Below are 25,296 nucleotides of genomic sequence, written 5' to 3' on the forward strand. Positions count from 1 at the left end.
CAGGGGACATTTTGCAATTGTGACCCCTTGCCGCCTGTCCTAAGCTGGGTGAAAGCCTGTGGCGGTGGTGAGCGCAGCGTCACAAGAGCACAAGACGGCTCCGAAAGGTAAGACATGGCGACGACAACCGGCGGTGACAGCAAGAACACCCTCTATTGCAGCTTCTGCGGCAAGAGCCAGCACGAGGTGCGCAAGCTGATTGCCGGACCGACGGTGTTCATCTGCGATGAATGCGTCGAGCTCTGTATGGACATCATTCGCGAGGAAACCAAATCGGCCGGGCTCAAGAGTTCGGACGGGGTGCCCACGCCGAAAGAGATCTGTCAGGTGCTCGATGACTACGTGATCGGTCAGGCAGTGGCCAAGCGGGTGCTTTCTGTCGCGGTGCACAACCACTACAAGCGGCTCAATCACGCGGCGAAATCCGGCGATATCGAGCTTCAGAAATCCAACATCCTGCTGATCGGCCCCACCGGCTGCGGCAAGACGCTGCTGGCACAGACGCTGGCGCGCATCCTCGACGTGCCGTTCACCATGGCCGACGCCACCACGCTGACCGAGGCCGGTTACGTGGGTGAGGATGTGGAAAACATCATCCTCAAGCTGCTGCAATCCTCGGAATACAATGTCGAGCGGGCGCAGCGCGGCATCGTCTATATCGACGAGGTCGACAAGATCACCCGCAAGTCGGAAAACCCCTCGATCACCCGCGACGTCTCGGGCGAGGGTGTGCAGCAGGCGCTGCTCAAGTTGATGGAAGGCACCGTCGCCTCGGTGCCGCCGCAGGGCGGCCGCAAGCATCCGCAGCAGGAGTTCCTGCAGGTCGACACCACCAACATCCTGTTCATCTGCGGCGGCGCCTTTGCCGGTCTCGACAAGATCATCGCCCAGCGGGGCAAGGGCTCGGCCATGGGCTTTGGCGCCGATGTGCGTGACAATGACGATCGCGGCGTCGGCGAGGTGTTCAAGGACCTCGAGCCCGAGGACCTGCTGAAATTCGGGTTGATCCCGGAATTCGTCGGCCGCCTGCCGGTTCTGGCGACGCTCGAGGATCTCGACGAAGACGCGCTGGTGACGATCCTGACCAAGCCCAAGAACGCGCTGGTCAAACAATATCAGCGGCTGTTCGAGCTGGAGGATACCACGCTGTCCTTTACCGATGAGGCGCTGACCGCGATTTCCAAGCGCGCCATCGAACGCAAGACCGGCGCCCGTGGCCTGCGCTCGATCCTCGAGGATATCCTGCTCGACACGATGTTCGACCTGCCGGGGATGGAAAACGTCGACGAGGTTGTCGTCAACGAAGAGGCGGTCACATCCGACGCCGCGCCGTTGATGATCTATGCCGATGCCGAGAAAACCCCCGCCACCGCCGGGTGACTGATCTCGTGGGCCGGGCGTCAGCCCGGCCTTCGCCCAACCCGGCGCGACGGACCGGCGGGCATTGCGGCTGGATCTTTGCCGCCGCTTGATCCATACCGATCACAAGCAAATCGGAGGCTTCCATGGGTATCCTGAACACGCTTCTGCGCGCCGTGACATGGTGGAACGGATCGACGCTGAACACCCAGCTCTACACCCGTCGCAACGGCGTGCAGGTAGGCGAGGACGATCAGGGCAATGTCTATTTCGAGACCCGTGATGGCAAGCGCCGCTGGGTGATGTTCAACGGTGAGGCCGAGGCCAGCCGGGTGAACCCGGAATGGCACGGCTGGCTGCACCACACGATGAAAGAGCCGCCGAACAAACGCCCGCTGCCGCACAAGGCCTGGGAAAAGCCGCACCAGGAAAACCTGACAGGCACGCCGCTGGCCTATGCGCCAGCCGGATCTTTGCGCCGGGCAGAGCCTGCCCCGCGGCAGGATTATGAGGCCTGGACCCCCGAATAAGGTCGCGCACATGTCTGAAAACAAAACCGAAGTTCTCGTCGGTGGCGCCGTTCTGGCGGTGGCGCTGGGCTTTCTGATCTATGCCGGTCAGGCCGCCGGGCTGGCCCAGGGCAGCCAGGGCTATCCGCTTCATGCGAGCTTTCGCTCGCTCGAAGGGGTGCAGGTCGGCACCGATGTGCGGCTGGCCGGGGTCAAGATCGGCACCGTCACCGACGTCGCGCTCAATGCCGAAACGTTTCGCGCCGACACGGTCTTTTCCGTCGCCAACGGCATCCAGATCCCCGATGACAGCGCGGTGGTGATCGCGCAGGAGGGGCTATTGGGCGGCAATTTCGTGGAAATCGTGCCGGGCGGATCGCCGTTCTATTACGAGCCGGGCCAGGAAATGGAAGACACCCAAGGCGCGGTGAGCCTGATCTCGTTGCTGTTGAAATTCGTCTCCGGCGGGGAGGAGAGCTGATGAAACATCCGGTTCTGGCCGCCCTGTTCCTGGCCGCGTTCCCGCTGGCGGCGCAAGAGCCCGCCGCGCGCGGAGAAGGGGCTGTTCTGCGCGGCCTCGACAAGGTGTCGGGCGAAACCACCGATCTCGAGCTGGCCAATGGTGGCGCGACAGAGTTTGGCAATCTGCGCATCGACATGAGCGAATGCCGCTATCCCGAGGGCGACCCGTCAGGTGATGCCTATGCCTTTCTCAACATCTGGGAAAAGGGCGCCGATCAGCCGGTGTTCTCGGGCTGGATGATTGCCTCGTCGCCGGCGCTCAACGCGCTCGATCACGCGCGTTACGACGTCTGGGTCATGCGCTGCAAGACCTGATCGGCGCGCGCGAGGGGCGGCGCCAGAAACGAGGCCTCGCGCGCCGTGGCGGCGCGCAACAGCCCGTGATAGGTGGCCCGGGGCACTTCGATCGCGCCAAGTGAGGCGAGGTGATCGGTCAGGAACTGGGTGTCGAACAGGGTGAAACCACCCTGCCGCAAGCGGTCGATCAGATAGGCCAGCGCCATTTTCGAACCATCGGTGCGGCGCGAAAACATCGACTCGCCACAGAACAGCCCGCCAATGGCCAGCCCGTAGACGCCGCCGATCAGCGCATCCTCCTGCCAGATCTCCAGCGAATGGGCATAGCCATGGGCGTGCAGCGTCTGGAAAACATCGAAGATCGGCGGGTTGATCCAGGTCTCGTCGCGCTCGCCACAGGCGCGCATTACCTCGCCGAAAGCGGTGTTGATGCGCATGTCGTGCGGCGTGCGACGCAGCCGGCGGGCCAGCGACCGCGACAGGTGAAAGCCGTCGATCGGCAGGATGCCGCGGCGGCGCGGATCGACCCAGAAAACCTCCGGGTCGTCGCGCCGCTCGGCCATCGGAAAGATGCCGGCCGCATAGGCCTGAAGCACCAGGTCCGGGTCCAGCGCATGGGCCGGATCACTCATGCGGTCAGCCCAGGTTGCGGGCGAGCCACTTTTCGAGCCAGTGGATGTTGTAATCGCCGGACAGGATCGCCGGCTCTTGCAGCAGCTCGTGGAACAGCGGGATCGTGGTATCGACACCATCGACGATCAGCTCTCCCAGCGCGCGGTGCAGACGCGCCAGCGCCTCTTTCCGGTCGCGGCCGTGCACGATCAGCTTGCCGATCAGGCTGTCGTAATAGGGCGGGATGGAATAGCCGTCGTAAAGCGCCGAATCCATCCGCACGCCAAGCCCGCCGGGGGCGTGGTATTGGGTGATGCGCCCGGGGCAGGGCGAGAAGTTGGGCAGCTTCTCGGCGTTGATCCGCACCTCGATGGCATGGCCGTTGATTTCCAGCTCGTCCTGGGTGAAGGACATCGGCAGACCCTCGGCGACGCGAATTTGCTCGCGCACCAGATCGACGCCGAAAATGCCTTCGGTGACCGGGTGTTCGACCTGAAGCCGGGTGTTCATCTCGATGAAATAGAACTCGCCATCTTCGTAGAGAAACTCGATTGTGCCGGCGCCGATATAGTTGATATTGGCCATCGCCTCGGCACAGATCTTGCCGATGCGGGCGCGTTCCTCGGGTGTGATCGACGGGCCGGGCGCCTCTTCAAACACCTTCTGGTGACGGCGCTGGAGCGAACAGTCGCGCTCGGCCAGGTGCACCGCGGTGCCCTTGCCGTCGCCAAAGACCTGGATCTCGATATGGCGCGGCTTTTGCAGGTATTTCTCGATATAGACTTCGTCGTTGCCGAAGTTGGCCTTGCCTTCGGCGCGCGCGGTCATGAAGGCCTTTTCCATCTCCTTGTCGGAGTTGGCCACCTTCATGCCCTTGCCGCCGCCGCCGGCGGTGGCCTTGATGATCACCGGATAGCCCATTTCCTGGCCCAGTTTCTTGGCCGTGGCCAGATCGGGCACACCGCCTTCGGAGCCGGGAACGCAAGGCACCCCGAGCTTGATCATGGTGTCCTTGGCGGTGATCTTGTCGCCCATGATGCGGATGTGCTCGGCGGTGGGGCCGATGAAGGTCAGCCCGTGATCCTCGATCACCTGCACGAAATTGGCGTTTTCCGACAGGAAGCCGTAGCCCGGGTGAATCGCCTGAGCGCCGGTCACTTCGCAAGCGGCAATGATCGAGGGGATCGACAGGTAGCTCTGCGGCGAAGGCGGCGGGCCGATGCAGATCGATTCGTCAGCCATGCGCACATGCATCGCGTCGGCATCGGCAGTGGAATGCACCGCAACGCTGGCGATACCCATTTCACGGCAGGCGCGGATCACCCGCAGGGCAATCTCGCCACGGTTGGCAATCAGGATTTTATCGAACATCTGTGGCCCCTTACTCGAGGATCACGAGCGGCGAGCCGAACTCCACCGGGTCGCCATCGCCGACCAGGATACGGGTGACCTTGCCCGAGCGGGGGGCGGGGATGTGGTTCATGGTCTTCATCGCCTCGACGATGAGCAGCGTATCGCCCTCGGAGACGCTGTCGCCGACGCTGATGAAGCTGGGCGCGCCCGGTTCGGCCTGCATGTAGACGGTGCCGACCATGGGCGAGGCGACGGCGCCGGGGTGGTTGGCCGGATCGCTGGTGTCGGCTTCGGCAGCGGCGGCAGGTGCCGGGCTCGCGGCGGGCGCTGCGGCGGCAGGTGCCGGTGCGGCTACCTGGATCGGGGCCGCGGCCGGCGCGGCGCGGCTGACCCGCACATTCAGGCTGTCGTCCTCGCCGTATTCGCGCTTGACCTGCAATTCCGTCAGGTCGTTGTCATGCAGAAGCTTTGCGAGGGCTTCGATAAAGGTCACATCGGCGTCATGCGTATTCTTCGTCATTCTCGTTTCCACCCGTTGTTTTGCCCCGCGGGCCGGTCTTTTGCCATCTCGTCCCGAGGTTGCTTATAGGCCAGCGAAACGGCTGTGAAAAGCGATCAAACCGGCCATCGGCATGTGTGTGAACTGCCGATAACGCGGTTTGTGGGGGAAAAACAGGGGGACTCGCGAGAATTTCGACGCAGCTATCGCGCCCGGCCGGCACAGGCGGGCCGCGGGCACGGTCAGATCGCCTTGCTCAGCCCGGGTTCGGGCGCCTCGGGGCCGGCGGCGGCGTAGAGCGTGCTGGCCGGGCTGGGAGCCGGTGCACCGTTTTCCGGCCCGGCCGGGGTGGTTGACGGCGGTTCGACGGCGTGTGGCGCGGCGACGTGCGGGGCAGGGCCGTCACGCCCGCCGGGGGTCTGCGCCGTGTCATGTGCGGCTGCCGGCGCGCTGTCCGGGGCGGCATGCTCGGCGGCGGTCTCCTGCGCGCGCTGCTGTTGCTCTTCGAGCAGGGTGTTGATCTTGAGCTGAAGGATGGTTGGCGGCGCCGAGGCCTGTTCCCGGTTGCGGCCGTTGTGCCGGGGGCTGTCGCCGGCGGAATGATCGCTTCGGGCAGAGCCGGCCGCGCCCCCGGGTTGGCTGGCGGCGATACGCGTGTCGCCGGTCTGCCGCCCGAGTTCCTGGGGCAGGGCGGCGGGATGTCCGGTGGTTTGCGGTGCCGTGAGGGGCAGAGCGGCGGTGAACATCATTCTCAGCTCCGGGGTGGCTATTGGTGACAGATCCTTATGACTGTCTAAAGAATGATGAAGAGGCCTTAACAGCCGCTTAACAGCGCCGCGTCAGACCCCGGCCATTTGCCTAAAACGCGATTGACCGATCCGAGTCAAAAACCCGCGCAGCCGGGGACCGCCTGCGCGGGGTGCAATCGTTTCCAGCTCCCGAAAAGAGTCAGATCGCCAGGTATTCGGCGCGTAATTCGTCGTTTTCCAGCACTTCGGCAGCGGTGCCGTCGAACACGATACCGCCGGTATCGAGGATCACCGCGCGGTCGGCCAGTTCGAGGGCACGGACCGCGTTCTGTTCCACCAGGATGGTTGTCATGCCCTGGCTCTTGATGTGCATCAGGGTCTTTTCGATCTCGTCGACGATCACCGGGGCCAGGCCCTCGTAAGGCTCGTCCAGCAGCAGCACCTTGATGTCGCGCGCCAGCGCCCGGGCGATGGCCAGCATCTGCTGCTCGCCGCCCGAGAGGGTCACGCCCTCCTGCTTGCGACGCTCGCCGAGCCGCGGAAAGAGGTCATAAAGCCGCTCGAGCGACCAGCCCACCGGCGGCGCGATCTGCGCCAGCTCCAGGTTCTCTTCGACGGTCAGCCCCGGGATGATGCGGCGATCCTCGGGCACCAGGCCGAGGCCGCTGCACGCCGCCTCGTGGCTCGCCATCTTGTGCAGCGGCTGGTGATCGAGCCAGATTTCGCCCTGGGTGACCAGCGGCGAGCCGATCCGCGCGATCGAGCGCAGGGTCGAGGTTTTGCCGGCGCCGTTGCGGCCCAGAAGCGCCAGGATCTCGCCTTCGTGGACGTTGAAGCTCACGCCCTGCACGATGTAGCTCTCGCCGTAATAGGCGTGCATGTCCCAGACCGAGAGAAAGGCCGGGGCGGTTTCGGCCATGTTGGCGTTCTTGCTGAAGTCCGGTTTGATGTTCATCTTGCGCTCCCCGTCCCGGGCTTGCCCCGGGACCTCATGGCGGTGGAGGCCCCGGATCAGGTCCGGGGCACGATTGGATCAGGCGGCGCTTTCGCCGAGATAGGCCTCGCGGACCTTTGGGTGGCCCTTGATCTTGTCCGGCGTGTCCTCGACCAGTGGCGTGCCCTGGGCCAGAACGGTGATCCGGTCGGCGAGCGAGAACACAACGTGCATGTCATGCTCGATGATGGCGATGGTGATGTCGCGCTCGTCCTTGATCTGTTTGAGCAGGTCGATGGTGTTGTTGGTATCGGCCCGCGCCATGCCCGCCGTCGGCTCGTCCAGCAACAGCAGCCGGGGCTGCTGCGACAGGCACATGGCGATCTCGAGCCGCCGCTTGTCGCCGCGCGACATCGAGGCCGCGTGCATGTGCCGCTTGTCGGCCAGGTTCATCTCTTCGAGCATGTGTTCGGCCTGTTCCAGCACGTCCCGCTGGGCGAAGACACTGGAAAAGGCGTTGAGTTCGAAGGCGCCATCGCGCTTGGCGAAGATCGGGATCATCATGTTTTCCAGCACCGAGAGGTCGCCGAAGATCTCGGGCGTCTGGAACACCCGGGAAATCCCCATCTGGCAGATCTCGTAGGGCGTGCGCCCCAGCACCGACTGGCCGTCGAAGAGCACCGATCCGGTGTCGGGGATCAGCTTGCCGATCAGGCAGTTGAGCAGGGTGGACTTGCCGGCGCCATTGGGGCCGATGATGGCGTGGCAGGAGTTCTCCTGCACGCTGAGATTGACGTCGCCCAGCGCCTGCAATCCACCGAACCGCTTGCCCACGTCTTTGACTTCAAGAATACCCATGGGTCGCGCTCCTTATTCCGCGGCGTTGCGTTGCTGGGCGGCCTCGGCCTCGGGGCCGGTTGATTTGATGTCGCGGCGGCGGAACAGCCGCCCGACCCGCTGACCGCCCTCGACCAACCCGCCGGGCAGGAAGATCACCACCAGCATGAAGAGAATGCCCAGCGTCAGGTGCCAGCCCTTGCCGACAAAGGGATGCACAATTGTGACCATCAGGTTTTCCAGCCCGTCGGGCATGAAGGCGAACCAGCCGTGCAGCACATTGTCGTTGAGCTTCGAGAAGATGTTCTCGAAATACTTGATGAAGCCCGCGCCCAGCACCGGCCCGATCAGGGTGCCGGCGCCGCCGAGGATGGTCATCAGCACCACCTCGCCGGAGGCGGTCCATTGCATCCGCTCGGCGCCGGCCAGCGGATCCATCGAGGCCATCAGCCCGCCGGCCAGCCCGGCATACATGCCCGAGATCACAAAGGCCGCGAGGGTATAGGGCTTGGTGTTCAGCCCGGTGTAGTTCATCCGCTGCTGGTTCGATTTCACCGCCCGCAGCATCATGCCGAAGGGCGAGCGGAAGATGCGGATCGCCATGTAGAAGGCGGCAAGCAGGATCAGCGCGCAGAGGTAGTAGCCGGCGTTGAAGGTGAACTGCCAGTCGCCCAGGACCAGATCCCAGGACGCCCGCATCTCCAGCCCGAAGAGGGCGGGCACCGGGATGTTGCCGCCGGCGGTCTGGCTGATGCCGAGAATGCGCGGATCGTCGAGCGCCAGCTGCAACCCGGTCTCGCCGCCGGTGATCGGGGTGAACACCGAATAGGCGAGCGCAAAGGACATCTGCGCGAAAGCCAGCGTCAGGATCGAGAAGTAGATCCCCGAGCGGCGCAGCGAGACATAGCCGATGATCAGCGCGAAAACGCCGGAGAGCAGCACGCTGAGCAGGATCGCGGGGATCACGTTCATGCTCAGCAACTTGAACATCCAGACCGCCGAATAGCTGCCGACGCCCAGAAAGGCGGCATGGCCGAAGGAGAGGTAGCCGGTCAGCCCGAACAGGATGTTGAAGCCGACGGCGAAGATGCCGAAGATCACGAAGCGCTGCATCAGGTCCGGGTAGCCGGCGTTGAACTGCGCCAGCCCGCTGCTGGTGGGAAACGGGTTGAGGATGAAGGGCGCGAACAGGCAGAGCACCGCCACGATCAGCAGGAGCTTGGTGTCGGTCTTGTCTAATCCGAACATGGGGTCAGTCCTCCATCACGCCCTTGCGACCCATGAGGCCGCGCGGACGAGTGAGCAGAATGGTGATGGCGACCAGGTAGATGATGACCTGGTTGATGCCGGGAATGAGGTCGATCACCGCCGACATCGAGGCAAAGCTCTCGAGGATGCCGAGCAGGAAGCCGGCCAGCACGGCGCCGGGCAGCGAGCCCATGCCGCCGACCACGACGACCACGAAACTCAGAACCAGAAAATCCATGCCCATGTGATAGTTGGGCGAGTTGATCGGGGCGTACATCACCCCCGCAAGCCCGGCGACGGCGGCGGCGATGCCGAACATGATGGTGAAGCGGCGGTCGATGTCGATGCCCAGAAGGCCCACAGTCTCGCGGTCGGCCATGCCGGCGCGCACCACCATGCCGAAGGTGGTGAACTGCAAGAAGGCAAAGACCGCGCCGATGATCAGCGCCGCAAAGGCGAAATAGACCAGCCGCCAGTAGGGATAGATGATCTGGTTGGCCTCGAAGCCCACCATCGCGCCGAAATCGAACGAGCCGCGAAAGACATCGGGGGCCGGGGTCGGGATCGGATTGGCGCCGTAGAAATACTTGATGACCTCCTGCAAGACGATGGCCAGGCCGAAGGTGACGAGGATCTGGTCGGCATGGGGGCGCTTGTAGAAATGCTTGATCAGCCCGCGCTCCATCACGAAGCCCACCAGCAGCATCACCGGGATCGAGAACAGGATCGCAAGCGGCACCGCCCAGTCGATCAGCGCGTCGCCCACCACCGGGCCAAAGAAGTCATGCGCATAAGGCACCTCGACCTTGAGCGGATTGCCGAGGAAGTCGGTCTGCGTCTCGTCGATGGTGGTGCGGCTGAGGGTCAGAATCCGGCTCAGGGTGACGGCACAGAAGGCGCCGATCATGAACAGCGCACCATGGGCAAAGTTCACCACCCCCAGGGTGCCGAAGATCAGTGTCAGCCCCAGAGCGATCAGCGCATAGGCCGAGCCCTTGTCGAGACCGTTGAGTATTTGAAGAATGATTGCGTCCATGAGACCCACCCCGGCGGTTGCATGTCGGGGCCCGGCAATCCGCGCGGGGCCCCGATGTCCTGGAAAGAAATCGGCCCGGACTTCTTGGAAACGTCCGGGCCCGGCGTATCAGGCGCCGTTGTTGCAGGTGCCGAGCGCGCCGCCGGAGAACTGCGGGTGGTCCGGCGCATAGGTGACCTGCGACGCCGGGGTGACCTCGACGATCTCGAGCAGGTCGAAATCCGAGGTCGGGTTCTCCTTGCCTTTCACCACGAGCACGTCCTTGAAGCACTGGTGATCCTCGGCGCGGTAGAGCGTCTTGCCGTTGCCGAGCCCGTCGAACTCGTAGCCCTCGAGCGCCTCGGCCACCGCGCAGGGCGCGAAGGAGCCGGCCCGCTCGACCGCATCGGCATACAGCAGGGTCTGCACGTAGCAGGTATGCGCCGCCTGCGACGGCGGGAAGCCGTACTTGGTGCCGAAGGACTTGACGAAGGCCTTGGACCCTTCGTCCTGCAACGACCAGTGCCAGTTGGTGGAGCCGAAGATGCCCTTGACGTTGGCACCGGCACCTTTGGCCATCAGCCGCGAATAGAGCGGCACGACAATCTCGAAGTTCTTGCCGTTGACCTGCTTGTCACGCAGGCCGAACTGCACCGCGTTGGTCAGCGAGTTGACCATGTTGCCGCCGTAGTGGTTCAGCACCAGCACGTCGGCGCCCGATTGCAGCACCGGCGCGATATAGGAGGAGAAGTCGGTCTGGGTGAGTGGCGTCTTGACGGTGTTGACGGTCTCCCAGCCCATCGCCTCGGTCGAGGATTTGACCGCTTCCTCGGTGGTGTAGCCCCAGTTGTAGTCGGCGGTCAGGTGATAGGCCTTGCGGTCCGAGCCATACATCTTCTCGAGCACCGGAGCGAGCGCCGCGCCGGACATGTAGGAGTTGAAGAAGTGGCGGAAGCCGTTGGCGCGCTTGTCCTTGCCGGTGGTGTCGTTGGAGTGGGTGAGACCGGCCATGAAGATCACGCCCGCCTCCTGGCAGAGCGCCTGCACCGCCACCGCCACGCCCGAGGACGAGCCGCCGGTGATCATGATGGCGCCGTCCTTCTCGATCATCGACTTGGCGCTGGCGCGGGCGGCGTCGGATTTGGTCTGGGTGTCGCCGGTGACATATTCGACCTTCTTGCCGAGGATGCCGTTGCCCTGAAGCGCGTTCGACGAGAAGGTGCCCATCATGCCGCCATCGCCGCCGCCGTTCAGATGCTCGACCGCCAGCTCATAGGCGCGCAGCTCGTCGGCCCCCTCGTCGGCATAAGGCCCGGTCTGCGGCACGTTGAAGCCCAGCGTCACTGTCGCGCCGGCGGGCGCGTTGGTAAAGCCGGAATGGCTGGCGGCGGTCAGGATCGTCGGCAGCGCGAGGCCGCCGGCGGTCATCGCGCCCGTGCGCAGCACGCCGCGTCGCGTGAAGTTCGATTTGGACATGGATATCCTCCCGTTTGATGATTGGTGCCCCTCGGGGCTCCTCTTCCCCGGGGCACATGGCACTTTTCGTGCAGGGCCATTATCGCGGCAGCTCAGAAAATTTCGCAACAAGGGCTTTTGATGGAACGTTTTTTTTGTAAAGAAATGGACTATGCAGGGGCAGAATTTGTAAATAACTTATTCTGCGACGCAGAACGCCCTTAAAACTTCCGGGGAAATGCCCATGGCCCGCGACACTCTGACAGGCACCCGCATCCGCGAGCGGCGCACCGCGCTCCGGCTCAAGCAGGCCGAGCTTGCCGAGGCGGCGGGCATCTCGGCCTCCTACCTCAATCTGATCGAACACAACCGCCGCAGAATCGGCGGAAAATTGCTGCTTTCGATCGCCCGCATCCTCGAGGTCGAGCCCTCGGCGCTGGTCGAAGGCGCCGAGGTGGCGCTGATCGCGGCTCTGCGCGAGGCCGCCGCGGCGCGCCCCGATCTCAAGGCCGAGCTCGACCGGATCGACGAATTTGCCGGCCGCTTTCCCGGCTGGGCGGCGCTGCTGGCCGACAGCCGCAAGCGGATCGACGCGCTGGAACGCACGGTCGAGACCCTGACCGACCGGCTCACCCATGACCCGCATCTGGCCGCCTCGCTGCACGACATGCTCTCGACCGTGACCTCGATCCGCTCCACCGCCGGCATCCTCGCCGAGACCGGCGAGATCGAGCCGGAATGGCGCGACCGGTTCCACCGCAACATCAACGAGGATGCCCGCCGGCTGGCGGAAAGCTCGACCGCGCTGGTGCGCTACCTCGATTCCGCTGACAGCGAGGCCAACCTGACCTCGCCGCAGGAAGAGGTGGAGGCCTTTCTCGAGGAAAACGCCTATCACTTCCCGGTGCTCGAGGAGGGAAGCCGCACGGTGGACGAGATCGTCGACGGCTCGGCGTCGCTCACCATGGCGGCCTCGCGCGATGCCATGCGGCGCTATCTGTCGCGCTACGCCCGCGACGTGACCCGCATTCCCCCCGCGCCGCTGCGCGATTTCGTCGCCGCCCAGGGATTCGACCCGGCGGCCCTGGCGCAGGCCTTCGACGCCCCGCTGGGCAGCGCGCTGCACCGGCTGGCGACCCTGCCGGCCGAGGCCGGGCTGGGGCCGCTCGGGCTTGTGATCTGCGACGCCTCGGGCACCTTGCTGTTCCGCAAGCCGCTCGACGAGTTCCCGCTGCCGCGCTTCGGCGCCGCCTGCGCGCTCTGGCCGCTGTTCACCGCGCTGACCCGGCCGGCGCAGCCGATCTATCGCCTGGTCGAACAATCCGCCCGCGAGGCGCGGCGCTTCGAGACCTTCTCGGTGGCCGAGCCCACCGGCGGCATGCGCTTCGGCGATGTGGCGCGGATCGAGGCGGTGATGCTGTTCCGCCCGAGCTTCGACAGCCAGCGCGCGGGGCAGACCGGCCAGGCCCCGGTGCCGATCGGCGTCTCCTGCCGGATCTGCGCCCGCACCGGATGCAGCGCCCGGCGCGAGCCCTCGGTGCTGGCCGAAGGGCTGTGACCGGCCCCGGGCCGACGCTCCTGCTTCCTCTTGCCGAAAATACCCTCGGGGGAGGCCGCAGGCCGGGGGCAGAGCCCCCGGGGACGCGCCGGCGCCCAGAAAGCGTTTTGACTTGCCCCGGAAATCGGCCGATAAAGCCGGGATAATATAAGTGCGCGGCGCTGACCTGGGGAGGAGGACGCGATGGGCAAACGGGTTCTCGTCATCGAGGACGAGCCGAATATCATCGAGGCGATCAAGTTTTTCCTGTCCCGCGACGGCTGGGAGGTCTTCACCCATTCCAACGGTCACGACGCGCTCGAGGCGGTGGACCGGCGGGCGCCGGATCTGCTGATCCTCGATGTCATGCTGCCCGGCCGCTCGGGCTATGAAATCCTGCGCGAACTCCGGGCACAGGAACGCTGGGCGAAGCTGCCGGTGCTGATCCTCACCGCCCGCGGCCAGACAAAAGACCGCGAGATGGCGGCGGCGGCGGGGGCCAGCCGCTTCATGACCAAGCCGTTCTCCAACACCGACATTCTCGAAGCCGTGCGCGAGCTGGCCGCGGCATGAGCGACCGGCCCCGGCATCTGTTTGTCGAGCGCCAGACCTATCGCCGGCGCCGGCTTCAGGATGCGGCGCGGTTCCTGCCGGTGCTGGGCATCGTGCTGATGATGGTGCCGCTGCTCTGGTCCGAAGGCGCCGAGGGCGTGACGATGTCGGGCGCGGTGATCTATCTCTTTCTAATCTGGGCGGCGCTGGTGGCGGCGGCGATGGTGCTTTCGCTCTATCTGCACGACGACCGGAGCGAGCCCGAGGACAGCCCGCCGGAAAGCCGGCGGGAGGCCGGCAGATGAACACCGTCAACCTGCTGATCCTGGTCTGCACGGTCTATGTGGCGCTGCTCTTCCTCGTCGCCTTCGTGGCCGAGCGCAGCGCCATGCGCGGCCGCGGCCGCTGGCTGCGCTCGCCGATGGTCTACACCCTGTCGCTGTCGATCTATTGCACCGCCTGGACGTTTTACGGCGCCGTCGGCTATGCCGCGCGATCGGGGCTTGAATATATCACCATCTACCTCGGGCCGACCATCGTGATGATCGGCTGGTGGTGGGTGCTGCGCAAGCTGGTGCGGGTCGGCCGGGCGCAGCGGGTGACCTCGATCGCCGACCTGATCTCGGCGCGGTTCGGCAAGTCGAACCTGCTCGCGGTCGGTGTCACCATCCTCGCCGTGGTCGGCACCACGCCTTACATCGCGCTGCAATTGCAATCGGTGACCCTGTCCTTCGCCTCTTTCGCCGATGCGGTGGGCCAGCCCGGGCCGGGGGACGGCGCGCGCGCCTCGACGGCGCTCTGGGTGGCGATGGGGCTGGCGCTCTTTACCGTGCTCTTCGGCACCCGCAATCTCGATGCCAACGAACGTCACCACGGCGTCGTCATGGCCATCGCCGTCGAGGCGGTGGTCAAGCTGGTGGCGTTACTGGCGGTGGGCGTCTTCGTGGTCTGGGGCCTTTCCGGCGGGGTGAACGAGACCCTGGCGCGGATCGATGCCTCGAAGATCGGCAACTGGCAGATGGACGGCGGCCGCTGGGCGGTGCTGACCTTCCTGTCGGCGGCGGCCTGCCTCTGCCTGCCGCGGATGTTTCAGGTGATGGTGGTGGAAAGCGCCGACGAGGCGCATCTGCGCACCGCCTCCTGGGCCTTTCCCGGCTATCTGCTGCTGATGAGCCTGTTTGTCGTGCCGATCGCGGTGATGGGGCTCGAACGGCTGCCCGAGGGCGCGAACCCCGATCTCTTTGTCCTCACCCTGCCGCTGGCCGAGGGCCAGACCGCATTGGCGATCTTTTCCTTTCTCGGAGGCTTTTCCTCGGCGACCTCGATGGTGATCGTGGCGGCGTTGGCGCTGGCGACCATGGTGTCGAACCATATGGTGATGCCGCTCTGGCTGCGCTGGACCGGCGGGCGGGCCAGCGTATCGGGGGACGTGCGCCATGTGGTGCTGCTGTCACGGCGGATTTCCATCGCCGGGGTGGTGGCGCTGGGATACGTCTATTACCGCACCACCGGCGGCGGCGCGGCGCTGGCCTCGATCGGGCTGGTCAGTTTCGCCGGGGTGGCGCAGGTGTTGCCGGTGATGATCGGCGGGCTCTACTGGCGTGGCGCGACACGGCTTGGCGCGCTGGCGGGGCTGAGCGTCGGCTTCGGGCTCTGGGGCTACGCGCTGTTCCTGCCGAGCCTCGGCGGCGGGATCATGCCGCAGGACATCCTCGCGAACGGCCCGCTCGGCATCGCCTGGCTGCGGCCGCAGGCGCTCTTTGGCATCGAGGGGCTCGATCCGCTGGTGCATGCGGTGCTCTGGTCGCTTCTGCTCAATGCGCTGACCTTCTTCACCGTGTCGCTCGCCACGTTCCCGACGCCGCTGGAGCGGCTTCAGGGGGCGCAATTCGTCAATGTGCTCAATCAGGCCGGCTCGGCGCGTAGCTGGTCGGCCGGGGCGGCGCAGGCCGAGGACCTGATGGTCATGGCGCAGCGTATCCTCGGCGCGCCCGAGGCGCAGGCGTTTTTCGAGCAGGAGGCGGAACGGCAATCGGGCCGGGCGGTGCGCCCCGGCGCCCTGCCGGAGCCGAACCCGGATTTCCTGCAACGGCTGGAGCGCGAGCTGTCGGGCTCGGTCGGGGCGGCCACGGCGCATGCCATGGTGGCGCAGATCGTCGGCGGCGCCAGCGTCTCGGTGCGGGAACTGCTGGCGGTGGCCGACGAAACTGCGCAGATGATCGAATATTCCGACCGGCTCGAGGCGCAGTCCAAGGAACTGGCCGCCACCGCCGCCAAGCTGCGCGAGGCCAATGACAAGCTGACCCGGCTGTCGGTGCAGAAGGACGCCTTCCTGAGCCAGATCAGCCACGAGCTGCGCACGCCGATGACCTCGATCCGGGCGTTTTCCGAGATCCTGCGCGACACCGCCGATGTCTCGCCCGAGGAACAGCGGAAATATTCGTCGATCATCCATGACGAATCCGTCCGGCTGACCCGGCTGCTCGACGATCTGCTCGATCTCAGCGTGCTGGAGAACGGCCAGGTCAACCTCAACATCCGCCAGGGCGATCTGCGCGAGGCGCTGGACAAGGCGGTTTCGGCCGCCGCCGCCGAAGGCGATGCCGGGCTGCGGGTGCTGCGCGAGGATGCCGCCGCCCCGATCCGGCTGGAAACCGATTTCGACCGGCTGGGGCAGGTCTTCATCAATCTGATCGCCAATGCCCGCAAATATTGTGACGCCGCGGCGCCGGAATTGCGGATCACCACGCGGCCGCTCTCCGACGGGCAGGTGCAGGTGGATTTCGTCGACAATGGCTCGGGCATTCCGCTCGAGGCGCGCGACCTGATCTTCGAGAAATTCGCCCGTGCCAGCCCGCAGAGGGCCGGCGGCGCCGGGCTGGGCCTGTCGATCTGCCGCCAGATCATGGAGCGGCTGGGCGGGGCGGTGGATTACCTGCCGTCGGAGCGCAATGCGCATTTCCGCGTCACCTTGCCTGCCACTGCCGCGGCTGCGCGGCCGGCACGGGGTAAGCCGAAGTTAACCAATTGACGGCATAGATCATCTGGTATGAGCAAAGAGCCCGCCGGGCTCGCGATGACCGGGAAATCATGGCTGACACCCAACGCAAGAATCTGCTCCGGAATCTGGCCTCTGCCGCGCGCAGGGCGCAGGAGGTGCGGGAAATGTCGCCGGCCCGGGCGCTGCGACTGGGGCTGGCCCGCGCTGCCGCGCAGCTCTACGAGCTGCCGGTGCAGGTCACCGAGGTCAAGTGCACGGGTCTCGGCGGCGAGGAGGTTGCCGCCGCCTGCGGCCCGGACATGCTGCTGGCGCTGCTCGACGGGCCAGATGGCGCGCGCGGCGCAGTGGCGCTGAACCGGGCAATGGTGGCGGCGTTGATCGAGGTGCAGGTCATGGGCGTGGTCAGCACCCTCGAGCTGTCCGACCGGGCGTTGACGCCGACCGACGCCGCGATGGTGGCGCCCTGGCTCGATGCCGCTCTGGAACGGGTCGACCTAGCGCTTGCGGAGGGGCTGCCCGAGGGGACCGGCCCGGACTGTGGCAAGGCGGGCGACTGGCTGATCGGCTACCGCTTTGGCGCCATGGCCGAGGATGCCCGCGCGCTGGCGCTGGCGCTCGACGCGACCCGGTTTCACCTGCTGCGGCTGACGGTGGATGTGGCGCTGGGCCGACGGACCGGCGAGATCGTGCTGCTGCTGCCGGCCGCCGACATGGCCGAGCGCCGGAACCAGGCCGAACCCGCCGCAACGGCGGGCGAGAGTTTCTTGCAGGTTCCGGCCGAGCTGCGGGTCGTTGCCGGGCGCCTGTCGCTGCCCTTGTCGCGCGCCGGGGCATTGCGGCCCGGCGATGTGCTGCCGCTGGACCGGCTGGCGCTGGCCACGGCCGAACTGCGATCGGTTGACGGCACCCTGGCCGGGCAGGCGCGGCTGGGTCGCGTGGGCGAGCATTGGGCGGTGCGCTTTGGCCCGGCCGCGCGGCCCGAGCCCCCGGCCGAGCCAGTGGCGGATACACCAGCGCGCAGCGCGCCCGCCGGACCGGCGCGGCAGGTGCCGAAAGAGCAGGTGACGTCGCTGCCCGAACTGCCGCCCATGGATTTCGACGACCCGCCGGAGCCGGACACCGCGCCGGTGGCCTTGGACGGGACGCAGGAACTGGGCAATGCCGGGTTCGAATGATCCCGGCGGCGGGCTCAGATCTGCCGCATCAGGTCGAGCTGCGGGCGCAGACCGGCGAGGTCGTAGCCGCCCTCGGCCGCCTTGGCGAGGATCTCGTCGGTCGAGCGGTCGCCGGCCATCGCCTGTGCCAGAGACCAGATCACCGTACAGCGCGTGCCAGAGGCGCAATAGGCCAGAACCGGCCCCTTTGCCTCGGCCACGAGCCGCGCCTGTTCAGCGATATTGTCCGGCGTCATGGTCTGATGGGTGAGCGGCAGGACGTGAAAGTCGAGCCCGGCCGCCTCGGCCGCCTGCCGCATCGCCTCGGCCTGAAGCGCCGGCGGCACCTCGGCATCGGGGCGGTTGCAGATGAGGGTCGAAAACCCCGCCTCGGCCAGCGCGGCGGCGTCTTCGGGCGTGATCTGGGGAGAGACGTGATAGCTCTCGTCAATGTGCCTGATATCCATGATGCCCTATTAGGCCGGCGCGCCGTATCTGTCCAGTTGCCCTCTGATCGCCGGCGCCGCGAACATCCCGGCAAGCATCGCCGCGACAAAGACCGCATGGCCCCAATGGCCAAATCCCAGCGCCGCGATGGAGGGGCCGGGGCAGAGCCCGGAGAGCCCCCAGCCCATGCCGAAGAGCACCGAGCCCAGCACCAGGTTGCGGCCGAGCTTCGGCTCTGGCGGGGCGGGGAAGCTGCCTCCGGTCAGCGGCGTGCCACGCCGGGTCAGCCGCCAGGCCAGCGCCATCGGCACGATCGCGCCGCCCATGACAAAGGCCAGCGTCGGATCCCAATCGCCAAAGACATCGAGCCAGCCCTGCACCTTGGCGGTGTCGGTCATGCCCGAGATGAACAGCCCGGCGCCAAACAGCGACCCGGCCAGCAAAGCCATCAGATACCGCATCAGATCACTCCCAGAAGGTGGCGGAACAACACGACCGTCAGCGCCCCGGCGCCGATATAGAACACCGTGGCGACGATGCCGCGCAGCGACAGCCGCGAAATGCCACAGACGCCATGGCCGGAGGTGCAGCCATTGGCCAGCCGGGTGCCGATGCCGACCAGCAGCCCGGCCGCCACCAGCACCGCCGGGTTGGTTGTCAGATGGGTGTCGGCCTCGGGAAACAGCGGCAGGAGCAGCAGCGGCAGGACAAAGACCCCGGCGAGAAAGATCAGCCGTTCCCCGACGGTGCCGCGACCGCTGCCATCGACCAGTCCACCAATGATGCCGCTGGCGCCCATGATCCGGCCGTTGCCGAGCAGGTACACCGCGCCGCCGCTGCCGATCAGCAGCCCGCCGACCAGCCCCCAAATCCAATCCGCTTCCATTCGTGCCGACCTTTTCCTGCGCCGGGCCGGTCTTCGGCCCGTCCTTCTAATACTTCATATATTGATAATGGAATGTGTTTCAAGGGGGGACATGCCGCGCCCGGATTGACGCGGGCTTGATGTGGGTCAACGCGCGCCCGACGGCATTGCCGACATACTGGGCAGCGCCGAGGAAAAAGAGCAAAAACCCACCGAAAATCGCCCGAAATACAACCCATGCGTGCAGAAACTGTTACTCGAATCTGAGAGTGTGCTACTGTCGCAGCTACGGGGAGGACCAAAATGACCAGGATGCAATATCAGACATTGATCGCCGACATCGAAGCCCAGATCGCCGCCAGCGGCCCCTTGGACAAGGACCGTCTGCGCGCCCATCTGGCCGCGATGAAGCAAAAGGCGGGGACCGACCGCGTCCACTTTGGCCGCTATGGCACGCGGCCCGAGCAGGACCGCTTCGAGGAAGAGGTCGAAGCGCAGTTCGACAATCTTCCGGTCTGAGAGAACCGGGGCCTGCCCCCCGGGGGCGGGCCTCATTCCGGCGCGATCGCAGCCGTCCTCAGCCGAGGGAAATGCCGACGATCACCATCATCAGCCCGATCACCGACAGAAACAGCGATCCGAGATTGCGCGGCAGCACCCGTTGCATCACCGCGCGCATCTCTGCATCGTCAAGGCCGGCCCTGCGCGCACGCATCACGGTGACGATGCACCAGACCAGCCCGAGCAATCCCACCACCGACAGCGCGGCGCCGCCCCAGATCAGCCAGTCCATATCTCGTCTCCTGAGCAATTTCGCGCTTCGGTAATAGAAGCGGCGTGCCATCGCAAGGGTCTTGCGGTAAAGGCGCGGCAAAGCTAGCAACACCTGAAAACAGGCAGGAGCACATCATGGACGTGACCGAGAACGAGAATGGTATCCCCGACAGCTACAAGGTGACCGCCGGCGAGCTGCGCCAGTTCATCGAACGCTTCGAGCGGCTGGACCAGGAAAAGAAGGACATCGCCGAACAGCAGAAAGAGGTGATGGCCGAGGCCAAGGCACGCGGATATGACACCAAGGTCATGCGCAAGGTGATCGCGCTGCGCAAGCGCGACAAGGACGACATCGCCGAGGAAGAGGCGGTGCTCGAGATGTACAAGGAAGCGCTGGGCATGTCCTGAGCCCATGCACTGGGTCAAGATCATACATCTGCTCTGCGTCATGGGCTGGATGACCTCGATCTTCGCGGTCCCGCGCGCGCTGATCTATTGGAAGCGCGAATGGGCGCGGCTGGGGGAATTCGGCCCGCTGGGCGATCTGACCTATCGGCTCTATCGGTTTTCGGCCGGGCTCGGCGTCATCGCGCTTTTGACCGGGCTCTGGCTGGGATGGGCCTGGGCCTTCGCGCCCTGGGTCTGGGTCAAGCTGGGCCTGGTGGCACTGTTGGCGGGGCATTACGTCCTGACCGGCCGCATGGTGGCGCGGGCCCGGCTGGGCGAGTTCCGCGAAAGCGATCTTTACCTGCGGATTTTTAACGAAATCAGCGTGTTGGGCGTGGTTGCCGTGCTCTGGGTGGTGGTGGTCAAACCGTTCTGACCGGGCTTTGGCTTGTGGAGGTCCGGCACAGGGCCTACCTTCCGCCCCAGACCCATACGGAGCAGGCCCGCCATGAAAGACGCATCCCCCCAGACCATTTATCTCAAGGATTACACGCCCTTCGGATTCACCGTTGAAAGTGTCGAGCTGACCTTTCGGCTGGCGCCGCATGCGACGCGGGTGCTGTCGAAGATCCGCTTTGCGCCCAACTCCGAGGCGACGGACCGGACCTTCTTTCTGCACGGCGAAGATCTGCGCCTGATCTCGGCCAGGATCGACGGCAGGGAGGTCAACCCCGAGCTCAGCGACAGGGGACTGACCTGCGCCGTGCCCGAGGGCGCCTTTACCTGGGAGGCCGAGGTCGAGATCGACCCGGCCAACAATACCGCGCTCGAAGGCCTCTACATGTCGTCGGGGATGTATTGCACCCAATGCGAGGCCGAGGGCTTTCGCAAGATCACCTTCTACCCCGACCGGCCCGACGTGATGTCGGTCTTTACCGTGCGGATCGAGGGCGATCTGCCGGTGATGCTGTCGAACGGCAACAAGGCGGGGCAGGGCGCGGGCTGGGCCGAATGGCACGATCCCTGGCCGAAACCGGCCTATCTCTTTGCGCTGGTGGCGGGCGATCTGGTCAATCATCCCGACAGTTTCACCACCGGATCGGGACGCGCGGTCGAGCTGAACATCTGGGTGCGTCCGGGCGATCTGCACAAATGCGCCTTTGGCATGGAGGCGCTCAAACGCTCGATGACCTGGGATGAAGAGGTCTATGGGCGTGAATACGACTTGGACATCTTCAACATCGTGGCCGTGGATGACTTCAATATGGGGGCGATGGAGAACAAAGGGTTGAACATTTTCAACTCTTCAGCGGTTCTGGCCAGCCCCGAGACCGCGACCGATGCGAATTTCGAACGTATCGAGGCGATCATCGCGCACGAGTATTTTCACAACTGGACCGGCAACCGCATCACCTGCCGCGACTGGTTCCAGCTCTGTCTGAAAGAGGGGCTGACGGTGTTCCGCGATGCGCAGTTCACTTCGGATGTGCGTTCGGCCCCGGTCAAGCGGATCGGCGATGTCATGGACCTGCGCGGCCGGCAGTTTCCCGAGGACAACGGGCCGCTGAGCCACCCGGTGCGGCCGGAGAGTTTTCAGGAAATCAACAATTTCTACACCGCCACGGTCTATGAAAAGGGCGCCGAGGTGATCGGCATGCTGAAACGGCTGGTCGGAGAGGAGGCGTATTACAAGGCGGTCGAGCTGTATTTCGAGCGCCATGATGGCGATGCGGCGACGATCGAGGATTGGCTCAAGGTGTTCGAGGACACCACGGGCCGCGATCTCGGCCAGTTCAAGCGCTGGTATTCGCAATCCGGCACCCCGCGGCTGACGGTCGAGGAGGCCTGGGAGCCGGGCGAGACCGGGGCGGAAGGCGTTCCCGCGTCCCGCCCCCCGAGCCGGGACCTCGCCGCCGAACAAGGGGCAAGTGATGATTCAAAGGGAAGCCAAGGGGCCCCGGATCAGGTCCGGGGCGCGGCGCGCGAACAGGCTTCGGGCGGGGCTGCGCCGACCGGCGGCGGCACCTATACGCTGACTTTCCGGCAGGAGACGCGGCCGACGCCGGGGCAGGAGGAGAAACTGCCACAGGTCATCCCGATCGCCGTCGGGCTGCTGGGGCCGAACGGCGCCGAGGTGCGGCCGACCGAAGTGCTCGAGATGACGCAGGCCGAACAGAGCTTTCGCTTCACCGGGCTGGCGACGAAGCCGGTGCCGTCGATCCTGCGCGATTTTTCGGCGCCGGTTGTCCTCGATCGCAGCCTGACCAGCACCGAGAACGCCTTTCTGCTGGCGCATGACACCGATCCTTTCAATCGGTGGGAGGCCGGGCGCAACCTGGCCCGGGCAACCTTGCTCGACATGGCGACGGGCGATGCACGGCCGGATGGGGACTACCTCGACGGGCTTACCGCCGTGCTGCGCGACCGGGGGCTCGATCCGGCGCTGCGGGCGCAGATGCTGGCGCTGCCGACGCAATCCGAAATCGCGCAGATGCAGCATGATCGCGGTCAGACCCCCGACCCTGAGGCGATCTATACCGCGCATGAGACGCTCAAGCTGCGGATGGCCGAGCATTTGCAGGATCTTCTGCCGGTGCTCTACGCCGAGAACCAGATCGAGGCGCCGTATCGCCCCGACGCCGACCAGGCAAGCAAACGCGACCTGAGCACGGCAGTGCTGGGGCTGCTCAGCCGGATCGACGGCGGTGCCCAGGCGGCACAGCAATATGCGCGGGCCGACAACATGACCTTGCAGCTCTCGGCGCTCGCAGGTCTGCTGATCGCCGGCAAGGGCGAGGCCGAGCTCGAGGCATTCCAGCAGCAATGGAAGGATGACCGTCTGGTGATGGACAAGTGGTTCGGCTTGCAGGTGAGCCATGCCGCGCCCGCCCGGGCGGCCGAGGTGGCCGAACGGCTGACCCGGCACCCGGATTTCACCCTGACCAACCCGAACCGGTTCCGCGCCGTGCTGGGCGCGCTGGGCATGAACCACGCGGGCTTTCACCATGGCTCGGGCAAGGGCTATGCGCTGGTGGCCGACAAGCTGATCGCGCTCGATGCCAAGAACCCGCAGACCACCGCGCGGATGTGCGCGCTGTTCCAGACCTGGCGGCGCTATGACGCGTCTCGTCAGGCCCATGCCAGGGCGGCGCTCGAGCGGATTGCGGCCACCCCCGGGCTCAGCCGCGACACCACCGAAATGGTCACCCGGATGCTTGCCGGCGCCTGATGCCGACGCGCGCCTCCCGGCCGGTCCGGGCCGGGGGCGGCGGGTTTTGGCGCATCAAACGGCTTTTTGCCCCGCCGGGCTTTCCTCGGACCGAATTCGCGCCATATGTCATGAAGCTGTTGCTTAGCCATGACGATTTGGGCGAATGAGAGATCGCATAGACCCACTGATTCAAGAGCGCGCCAACTGGCTCTTTGCCGACCGCTTGCAGGCGCGACTGGCCCGTCGCCTCCTCGACCGCATGTTGAGTTACGAGGACACCATTGCGCTGGCCACGGAGCTGCGCGACAGCCCCTATCCCGAGATCATGGATCGCATGGGTCGGCTTCTGGCGCGGCGGGTCGAGGCCAGCGGGCTCGAGAACATTCCCGCCAGCGGGCCGGCGCTGATCGTCGCCAACCATCCGACAGGCATTGCCGATGGCATCGTGTTGCACCGGCTTCTGGCCCGCAAACGCCCCGACAGCTATTTCTTTGCCAATCACGACATCCTGCGCGTGCTGCCGCAGATGGAGGGGATGATCGCCCCGGTCGAATGGCGCAAGGAAAAGCGCAGCCATGCCAAGACGCGACAGACCATGGCCTATACCAGCAAGGCGGTCAAAGAGGGCCGGTTGGGGGTGATCTTTCCCTCCGGCCGCCTGGCCAAGCGGCGCGGCCTGAGGCTTTATGAACGGCCGTGGATGTCCTCGCCGGTGACCCTCGCGCGCAAGTTCGGCCTGCCGGTCATCCCGCTGCGGATGGAGGCGCGCAATTCCGCGCTGTTCTACCTGTTTGACGCGATCCACCCCACCCTGCGCGACATCACCCTGTTTCACGAGACGCTGAACAAGCATCGCCAGATCTTCCGCATCCAGGTCGGCACACCGATTGCCGCCGCAGATCTTCCGGCCAGGCCGGAAGAGGGGATCGCCATGCTGCGCGAGGCGACCCTGTCGCTGGCCGGGGGGCGGTCGGATTACGAACGCGCCGTGCCGCTGGTACATGCGCCGGAACTGGCCTGACGGCTGCCGCCGGCCTCTGGCAATCCGCTACATCTGGCCGCCGGCGATCTCGATGGTCTGGCCATTGACGCTTTGCGAGCCCGGCCCGCAGAGCCAGAGCGCCGCCGCCGCAACCTCTTCGGCGTCCAGCAGCCGCCGGTGGCGGTTGGCCTTGACCATCACCGCCAGCGCATCCTCTGCACTCATCCCGGTGCGTTCGGCAATGCTGCTCTGGTTGCGGCTGACAATCTCGGTGTCCACATAGCCGGGGCAGAGCGCATTGAAGGTAAACGGCGTGCCGAGGAAATCCTCGCTCAGGCCGCGGATCAGCCCGACCAGCCCGTGTTTCGAGGCGGTATAGGCCGGCGCGCCACGCAACCCGCGGATGCCGGCAATCGACGAGACGGCGATGACCCGGCCCCAGTCGGTTTCGGTCATCGAGGGCAGGCAGGCGCGGATGGTCAGAAAGGCACCGTCGAGATTGGTGCGCATCGTGTGCCGCCAGGCGTCCAGATCGGTCTTGCGGATCGACTGGCCTTCGGCAATCCCGGCATTGGGCACGCAGATTTGCACCGGGCCCCGCGCCGCCACCGCCTGCGCAACGCCTCGGGTCACCGAACTTTCCTCGGTCACATCCATCACCAGCGGATGCAGCCCGGGGCCGGCGACCGCCTCCAGCACTTCGGCCCGGCGGCCGGTGATAGTCACCTCAGCGCCGGCCCCGGCCAGCGCCTGCGCGATCGACAGCCCGATGCCGGTGCCGCCACCGGTGATCACGGCGTGTTTTCCCTCGAGCATGTCGTCTCCTTCGCTGTGTCGCCAACCTGCGCCGCAATGCCGCCTTTTGGCAAGCAGGCCGCGCCCCTGCTACGGGGCAAATGACGATGGCGGCGCGTCCGGGCGCGGGCCTGAGGCCGGGCAAGGTTTCCTCTGGTGGCGTCGAATCTGCACGATAATTCGTCAATATTCGTGAATTACG

Annotated in this window: 28 protein-coding genes; 14 read left to right on the forward strand and 14 right to left on the reverse strand. The window is 65.7% G+C overall.

Features of this window, described 5'->3' with window-relative positions; all coding sequences use genetic code 11:
• Positions 1-114 precede the first annotated feature (114 nt).
• The 4 genes from clpX to AC0J5K_RS05260 all read left to right on the forward strand — a co-directional run bounded on the left by clpX (position 115) and on the right by AC0J5K_RS05260 (position 2,705).
• Positions 115-1,380, forward strand: a complete 1,266-nt coding sequence (gene clpX, locus AC0J5K_RS05245; protein ID WP_048532364.1) for an ATP-dependent Clp protease ATP-binding subunit ClpX — start codon at positions 115-117, stop codon at positions 1,378-1,380.
• Between the two features lie 125 nt (positions 1,381-1,505).
• Positions 1,506-1,889, forward strand: coding sequence for an NADH:ubiquinone oxidoreductase subunit NDUFA12 (locus AC0J5K_RS05250; RefSeq protein WP_048532363.1), 384 nt, complete (start codon positions 1,506-1,508; stop codon positions 1,887-1,889).
• A 10-nt stretch (positions 1,890-1,899) separates the two neighbouring features.
• Positions 1,900-2,349, forward strand: a complete 450-nt coding sequence (gene mlaD, locus AC0J5K_RS05255; RefSeq protein WP_048532362.1) for an outer membrane lipid asymmetry maintenance protein MlaD — start codon at positions 1,900-1,902, stop codon at positions 2,347-2,349.
• Positions 2,349-2,705, forward strand: a complete 357-nt coding sequence (locus tag AC0J5K_RS05260) for a DUF2155 domain-containing protein (protein ID WP_274562592.1) — start codon at positions 2,349-2,351, stop codon at positions 2,703-2,705. The genes mlaD and AC0J5K_RS05260 overlap by 1 nt, the downstream gene beginning before the upstream one ends.
• On the opposite strand, the gene aat is transcribed toward AC0J5K_RS05260, so the two are convergent.
• From aat to AC0J5K_RS05305, 9 genes are all read right to left on the reverse strand, one after another.
• Positions 2,672-3,319: a leucyl/phenylalanyl-tRNA--protein transferase gene (aat, locus tag AC0J5K_RS05265; protein WP_048532360.1), complete on the reverse strand. Its 648-nt coding sequence runs from the start codon at positions 3,317-3,319 to the stop codon at positions 2,672-2,674. The genes AC0J5K_RS05260 and aat overlap by 34 nt on opposite strands.
• Positions 3,320-3,323: 4 nt before the next feature.
• Positions 3,324-4,670 carry an acetyl-CoA carboxylase biotin carboxylase subunit gene (gene accC / locus AC0J5K_RS05270; RefSeq protein ID WP_074837188.1) on the reverse strand — a complete coding sequence of 449 codons (1,347 nt, stop codon included), beginning with the start codon at positions 4,668-4,670 and terminating at the stop codon, positions 3,324-3,326.
• Between the two features lie 10 nt (positions 4,671-4,680).
• Entirely contained in the window at positions 4,681-5,172 is a 492-nt protein-coding gene (gene accB / locus AC0J5K_RS05275; protein WP_048532358.1) for an acetyl-CoA carboxylase biotin carboxyl carrier protein, read from the reverse strand.
• A 221-nt stretch (positions 5,173-5,393) separates the two neighbouring features.
• A complete protein-coding gene (locus AC0J5K_RS05280; protein ID WP_274562588.1) occupies positions 5,394-5,900 on the reverse strand; it encodes a hypothetical protein in 507 nt (168 codons plus the stop codon).
• A gap of 199 nt (positions 5,901-6,099) precedes the next feature.
• Complete coding sequence (locus AC0J5K_RS05285; protein WP_048532356.1) at positions 6,100-6,855, reverse strand: ABC transporter ATP-binding protein; 756 nt, start codon at positions 6,853-6,855, stop codon at positions 6,100-6,102.
• Positions 6,856-6,933: 78 nt separating this feature from the next.
• Positions 6,934-7,692: an ABC transporter ATP-binding protein gene (locus AC0J5K_RS05290; protein ID WP_274562585.1), complete on the reverse strand. Its 759-nt coding sequence runs from the start codon at positions 7,690-7,692 to the stop codon at positions 6,934-6,936.
• Between the two features lie 12 nt (positions 7,693-7,704).
• Positions 7,705-8,919, reverse strand: a complete 1,215-nt coding sequence (locus tag AC0J5K_RS05295; RefSeq protein ID WP_048532354.1) for a branched-chain amino acid ABC transporter permease — start codon at positions 8,917-8,919, stop codon at positions 7,705-7,707.
• Between the two features lie 4 nt (positions 8,920-8,923).
• Complete coding sequence (locus AC0J5K_RS05300) at positions 8,924-9,955, reverse strand: branched-chain amino acid ABC transporter permease (protein ID WP_048532353.1); 1,032 nt, start codon at positions 9,953-9,955, stop codon at positions 8,924-8,926.
• Between the two features lie 108 nt (positions 9,956-10,063).
• The gene (locus AC0J5K_RS05305; RefSeq protein ID WP_048532352.1) at positions 10,064-11,410 is read right to left on the reverse strand and encodes a substrate-binding protein; all 1,347 of its coding nucleotides are present in this window, start codon (positions 11,408-11,410) and stop codon (positions 10,064-10,066) included.
• Between the two features lie 223 nt (positions 11,411-11,633).
• Between AC0J5K_RS05305 and AC0J5K_RS05310 the strand changes: the two genes are divergently transcribed.
• From AC0J5K_RS05310 to AC0J5K_RS05330, 5 genes are all read left to right on the forward strand, one after another.
• Positions 11,634-12,947, forward strand: a complete 1,314-nt coding sequence (locus tag AC0J5K_RS05310) for a helix-turn-helix transcriptional regulator (protein WP_274562577.1) — start codon at positions 11,634-11,636, stop codon at positions 12,945-12,947.
• Between the two features lie 183 nt (positions 12,948-13,130).
• A complete protein-coding gene (locus AC0J5K_RS05315; RefSeq protein WP_274562575.1) occupies positions 13,131-13,499 on the forward strand; it encodes a response regulator transcription factor in 369 nt (122 codons plus the stop codon).
• The gene (locus AC0J5K_RS05320) at positions 13,496-13,783 is read left to right on the forward strand and encodes a hypothetical protein (RefSeq protein ID WP_274562573.1); all 288 of its coding nucleotides are present in this window, start codon (positions 13,496-13,498) and stop codon (positions 13,781-13,783) included. The genes AC0J5K_RS05315 and AC0J5K_RS05320 overlap by 4 nt, the downstream gene beginning before the upstream one ends.
• Positions 13,780-16,509 (forward strand): ATP-binding protein, encoded by a 2,730-nt coding sequence (locus AC0J5K_RS05325; RefSeq protein WP_274562572.1) that lies wholly within the window; start codon positions 13,780-13,782, stop codon positions 16,507-16,509. Before AC0J5K_RS05320 ends, AC0J5K_RS05325 begins: the two co-directional genes overlap by 4 nt.
• A gap of 59 nt (positions 16,510-16,568) precedes the next feature.
• Entirely contained in the window at positions 16,569-17,654 is a 1,086-nt protein-coding gene (locus AC0J5K_RS05330) for a flagellar motor switch protein FliM (RefSeq protein ID WP_274562570.1), read from the forward strand.
• A gap of 14 nt (positions 17,655-17,668) precedes the next feature.
• On the opposite strand, the gene AC0J5K_RS05335 is transcribed toward AC0J5K_RS05330, so the two are convergent.
• From AC0J5K_RS05335 to AC0J5K_RS05345, 3 genes are read right to left on the reverse strand one after another with little or no spacing between them, the layout of a single operon-like run.
• Positions 17,669-18,100 (reverse strand): protein tyrosine phosphatase family protein, encoded by a 432-nt coding sequence (locus tag AC0J5K_RS05335; RefSeq protein ID WP_048532346.1) that lies wholly within the window; start codon positions 18,098-18,100, stop codon positions 17,669-17,671.
• Positions 18,101-18,109: 9 nt separating this feature from the next.
• Positions 18,110-18,541, reverse strand: a complete 432-nt coding sequence (locus AC0J5K_RS05340; RefSeq protein WP_048532345.1) for a DUF6691 family protein — start codon at positions 18,539-18,541, stop codon at positions 18,110-18,112.
• Positions 18,541-18,966 carry a YeeE/YedE family protein gene (locus AC0J5K_RS05345; RefSeq protein ID WP_074837194.1) on the reverse strand — a complete coding sequence of 142 codons (426 nt, stop codon included), beginning with the start codon at positions 18,964-18,966 and terminating at the stop codon, positions 18,541-18,543. The genes AC0J5K_RS05340 and AC0J5K_RS05345 overlap by 1 nt, the downstream gene beginning before the upstream one ends.
• Positions 18,967-19,248: 282 nt before the next feature.
• On the opposite strand from AC0J5K_RS05345, the gene AC0J5K_RS05350 reads away from it, so the two are divergent.
• On the forward strand, positions 19,249-19,464 hold the full coding sequence (locus AC0J5K_RS05350) for a hypothetical protein (RefSeq protein ID WP_048532343.1): 216 nt from the start codon (positions 19,249-19,251) through the stop codon (positions 19,462-19,464).
• A 58-nt stretch (positions 19,465-19,522) separates the two neighbouring features.
• Here AC0J5K_RS05350 and AC0J5K_RS05355 read toward each other — a convergent pair whose 3' ends face one another.
• Positions 19,523-19,738 (reverse strand): hypothetical protein, encoded by a 216-nt coding sequence (locus AC0J5K_RS05355; protein ID WP_048532342.1) that lies wholly within the window; start codon positions 19,736-19,738, stop codon positions 19,523-19,525.
• 116 nt (positions 19,739-19,854) lie between these two features.
• Between AC0J5K_RS05355 and AC0J5K_RS05360 the strand changes: the two genes are divergently transcribed.
• From AC0J5K_RS05360 to AC0J5K_RS05375, 4 genes are all read left to right on the forward strand, one after another.
• The gene (locus tag AC0J5K_RS05360) at positions 19,855-20,127 is read left to right on the forward strand and encodes a DUF2312 domain-containing protein (protein WP_048532341.1); all 273 of its coding nucleotides are present in this window, start codon (positions 19,855-19,857) and stop codon (positions 20,125-20,127) included.
• A 4-nt stretch (positions 20,128-20,131) separates the two neighbouring features.
• Positions 20,132-20,542, forward strand: a complete 411-nt coding sequence (locus tag AC0J5K_RS05365; protein ID WP_274562562.1) for a CopD family protein — start codon at positions 20,132-20,134, stop codon at positions 20,540-20,542.
• A 72-nt stretch (positions 20,543-20,614) separates the two neighbouring features.
• Positions 20,615-23,335, forward strand: a complete 2,721-nt coding sequence (locus AC0J5K_RS05370; protein WP_274562560.1) for a M1 family metallopeptidase — start codon at positions 20,615-20,617, stop codon at positions 23,333-23,335.
• A 145-nt stretch (positions 23,336-23,480) separates the two neighbouring features.
• On the forward strand, positions 23,481-24,338 hold the full coding sequence (locus tag AC0J5K_RS05375) for a lysophospholipid acyltransferase family protein (RefSeq protein WP_074837196.1): 858 nt from the start codon (positions 23,481-23,483) through the stop codon (positions 24,336-24,338).
• 27 nt (positions 24,339-24,365) lie between these two features.
• Here AC0J5K_RS05375 and AC0J5K_RS05380 read toward each other — a convergent pair whose 3' ends face one another.
• Positions 24,366-25,115, reverse strand: a complete 750-nt coding sequence (locus tag AC0J5K_RS05380; protein WP_074837197.1) for an SDR family NAD(P)-dependent oxidoreductase — start codon at positions 25,113-25,115, stop codon at positions 24,366-24,368.
• Positions 25,116-25,296 lie beyond the last annotated feature (181 nt).

The organism is Marinovum sp. E3, assembly GCF_055755275.1.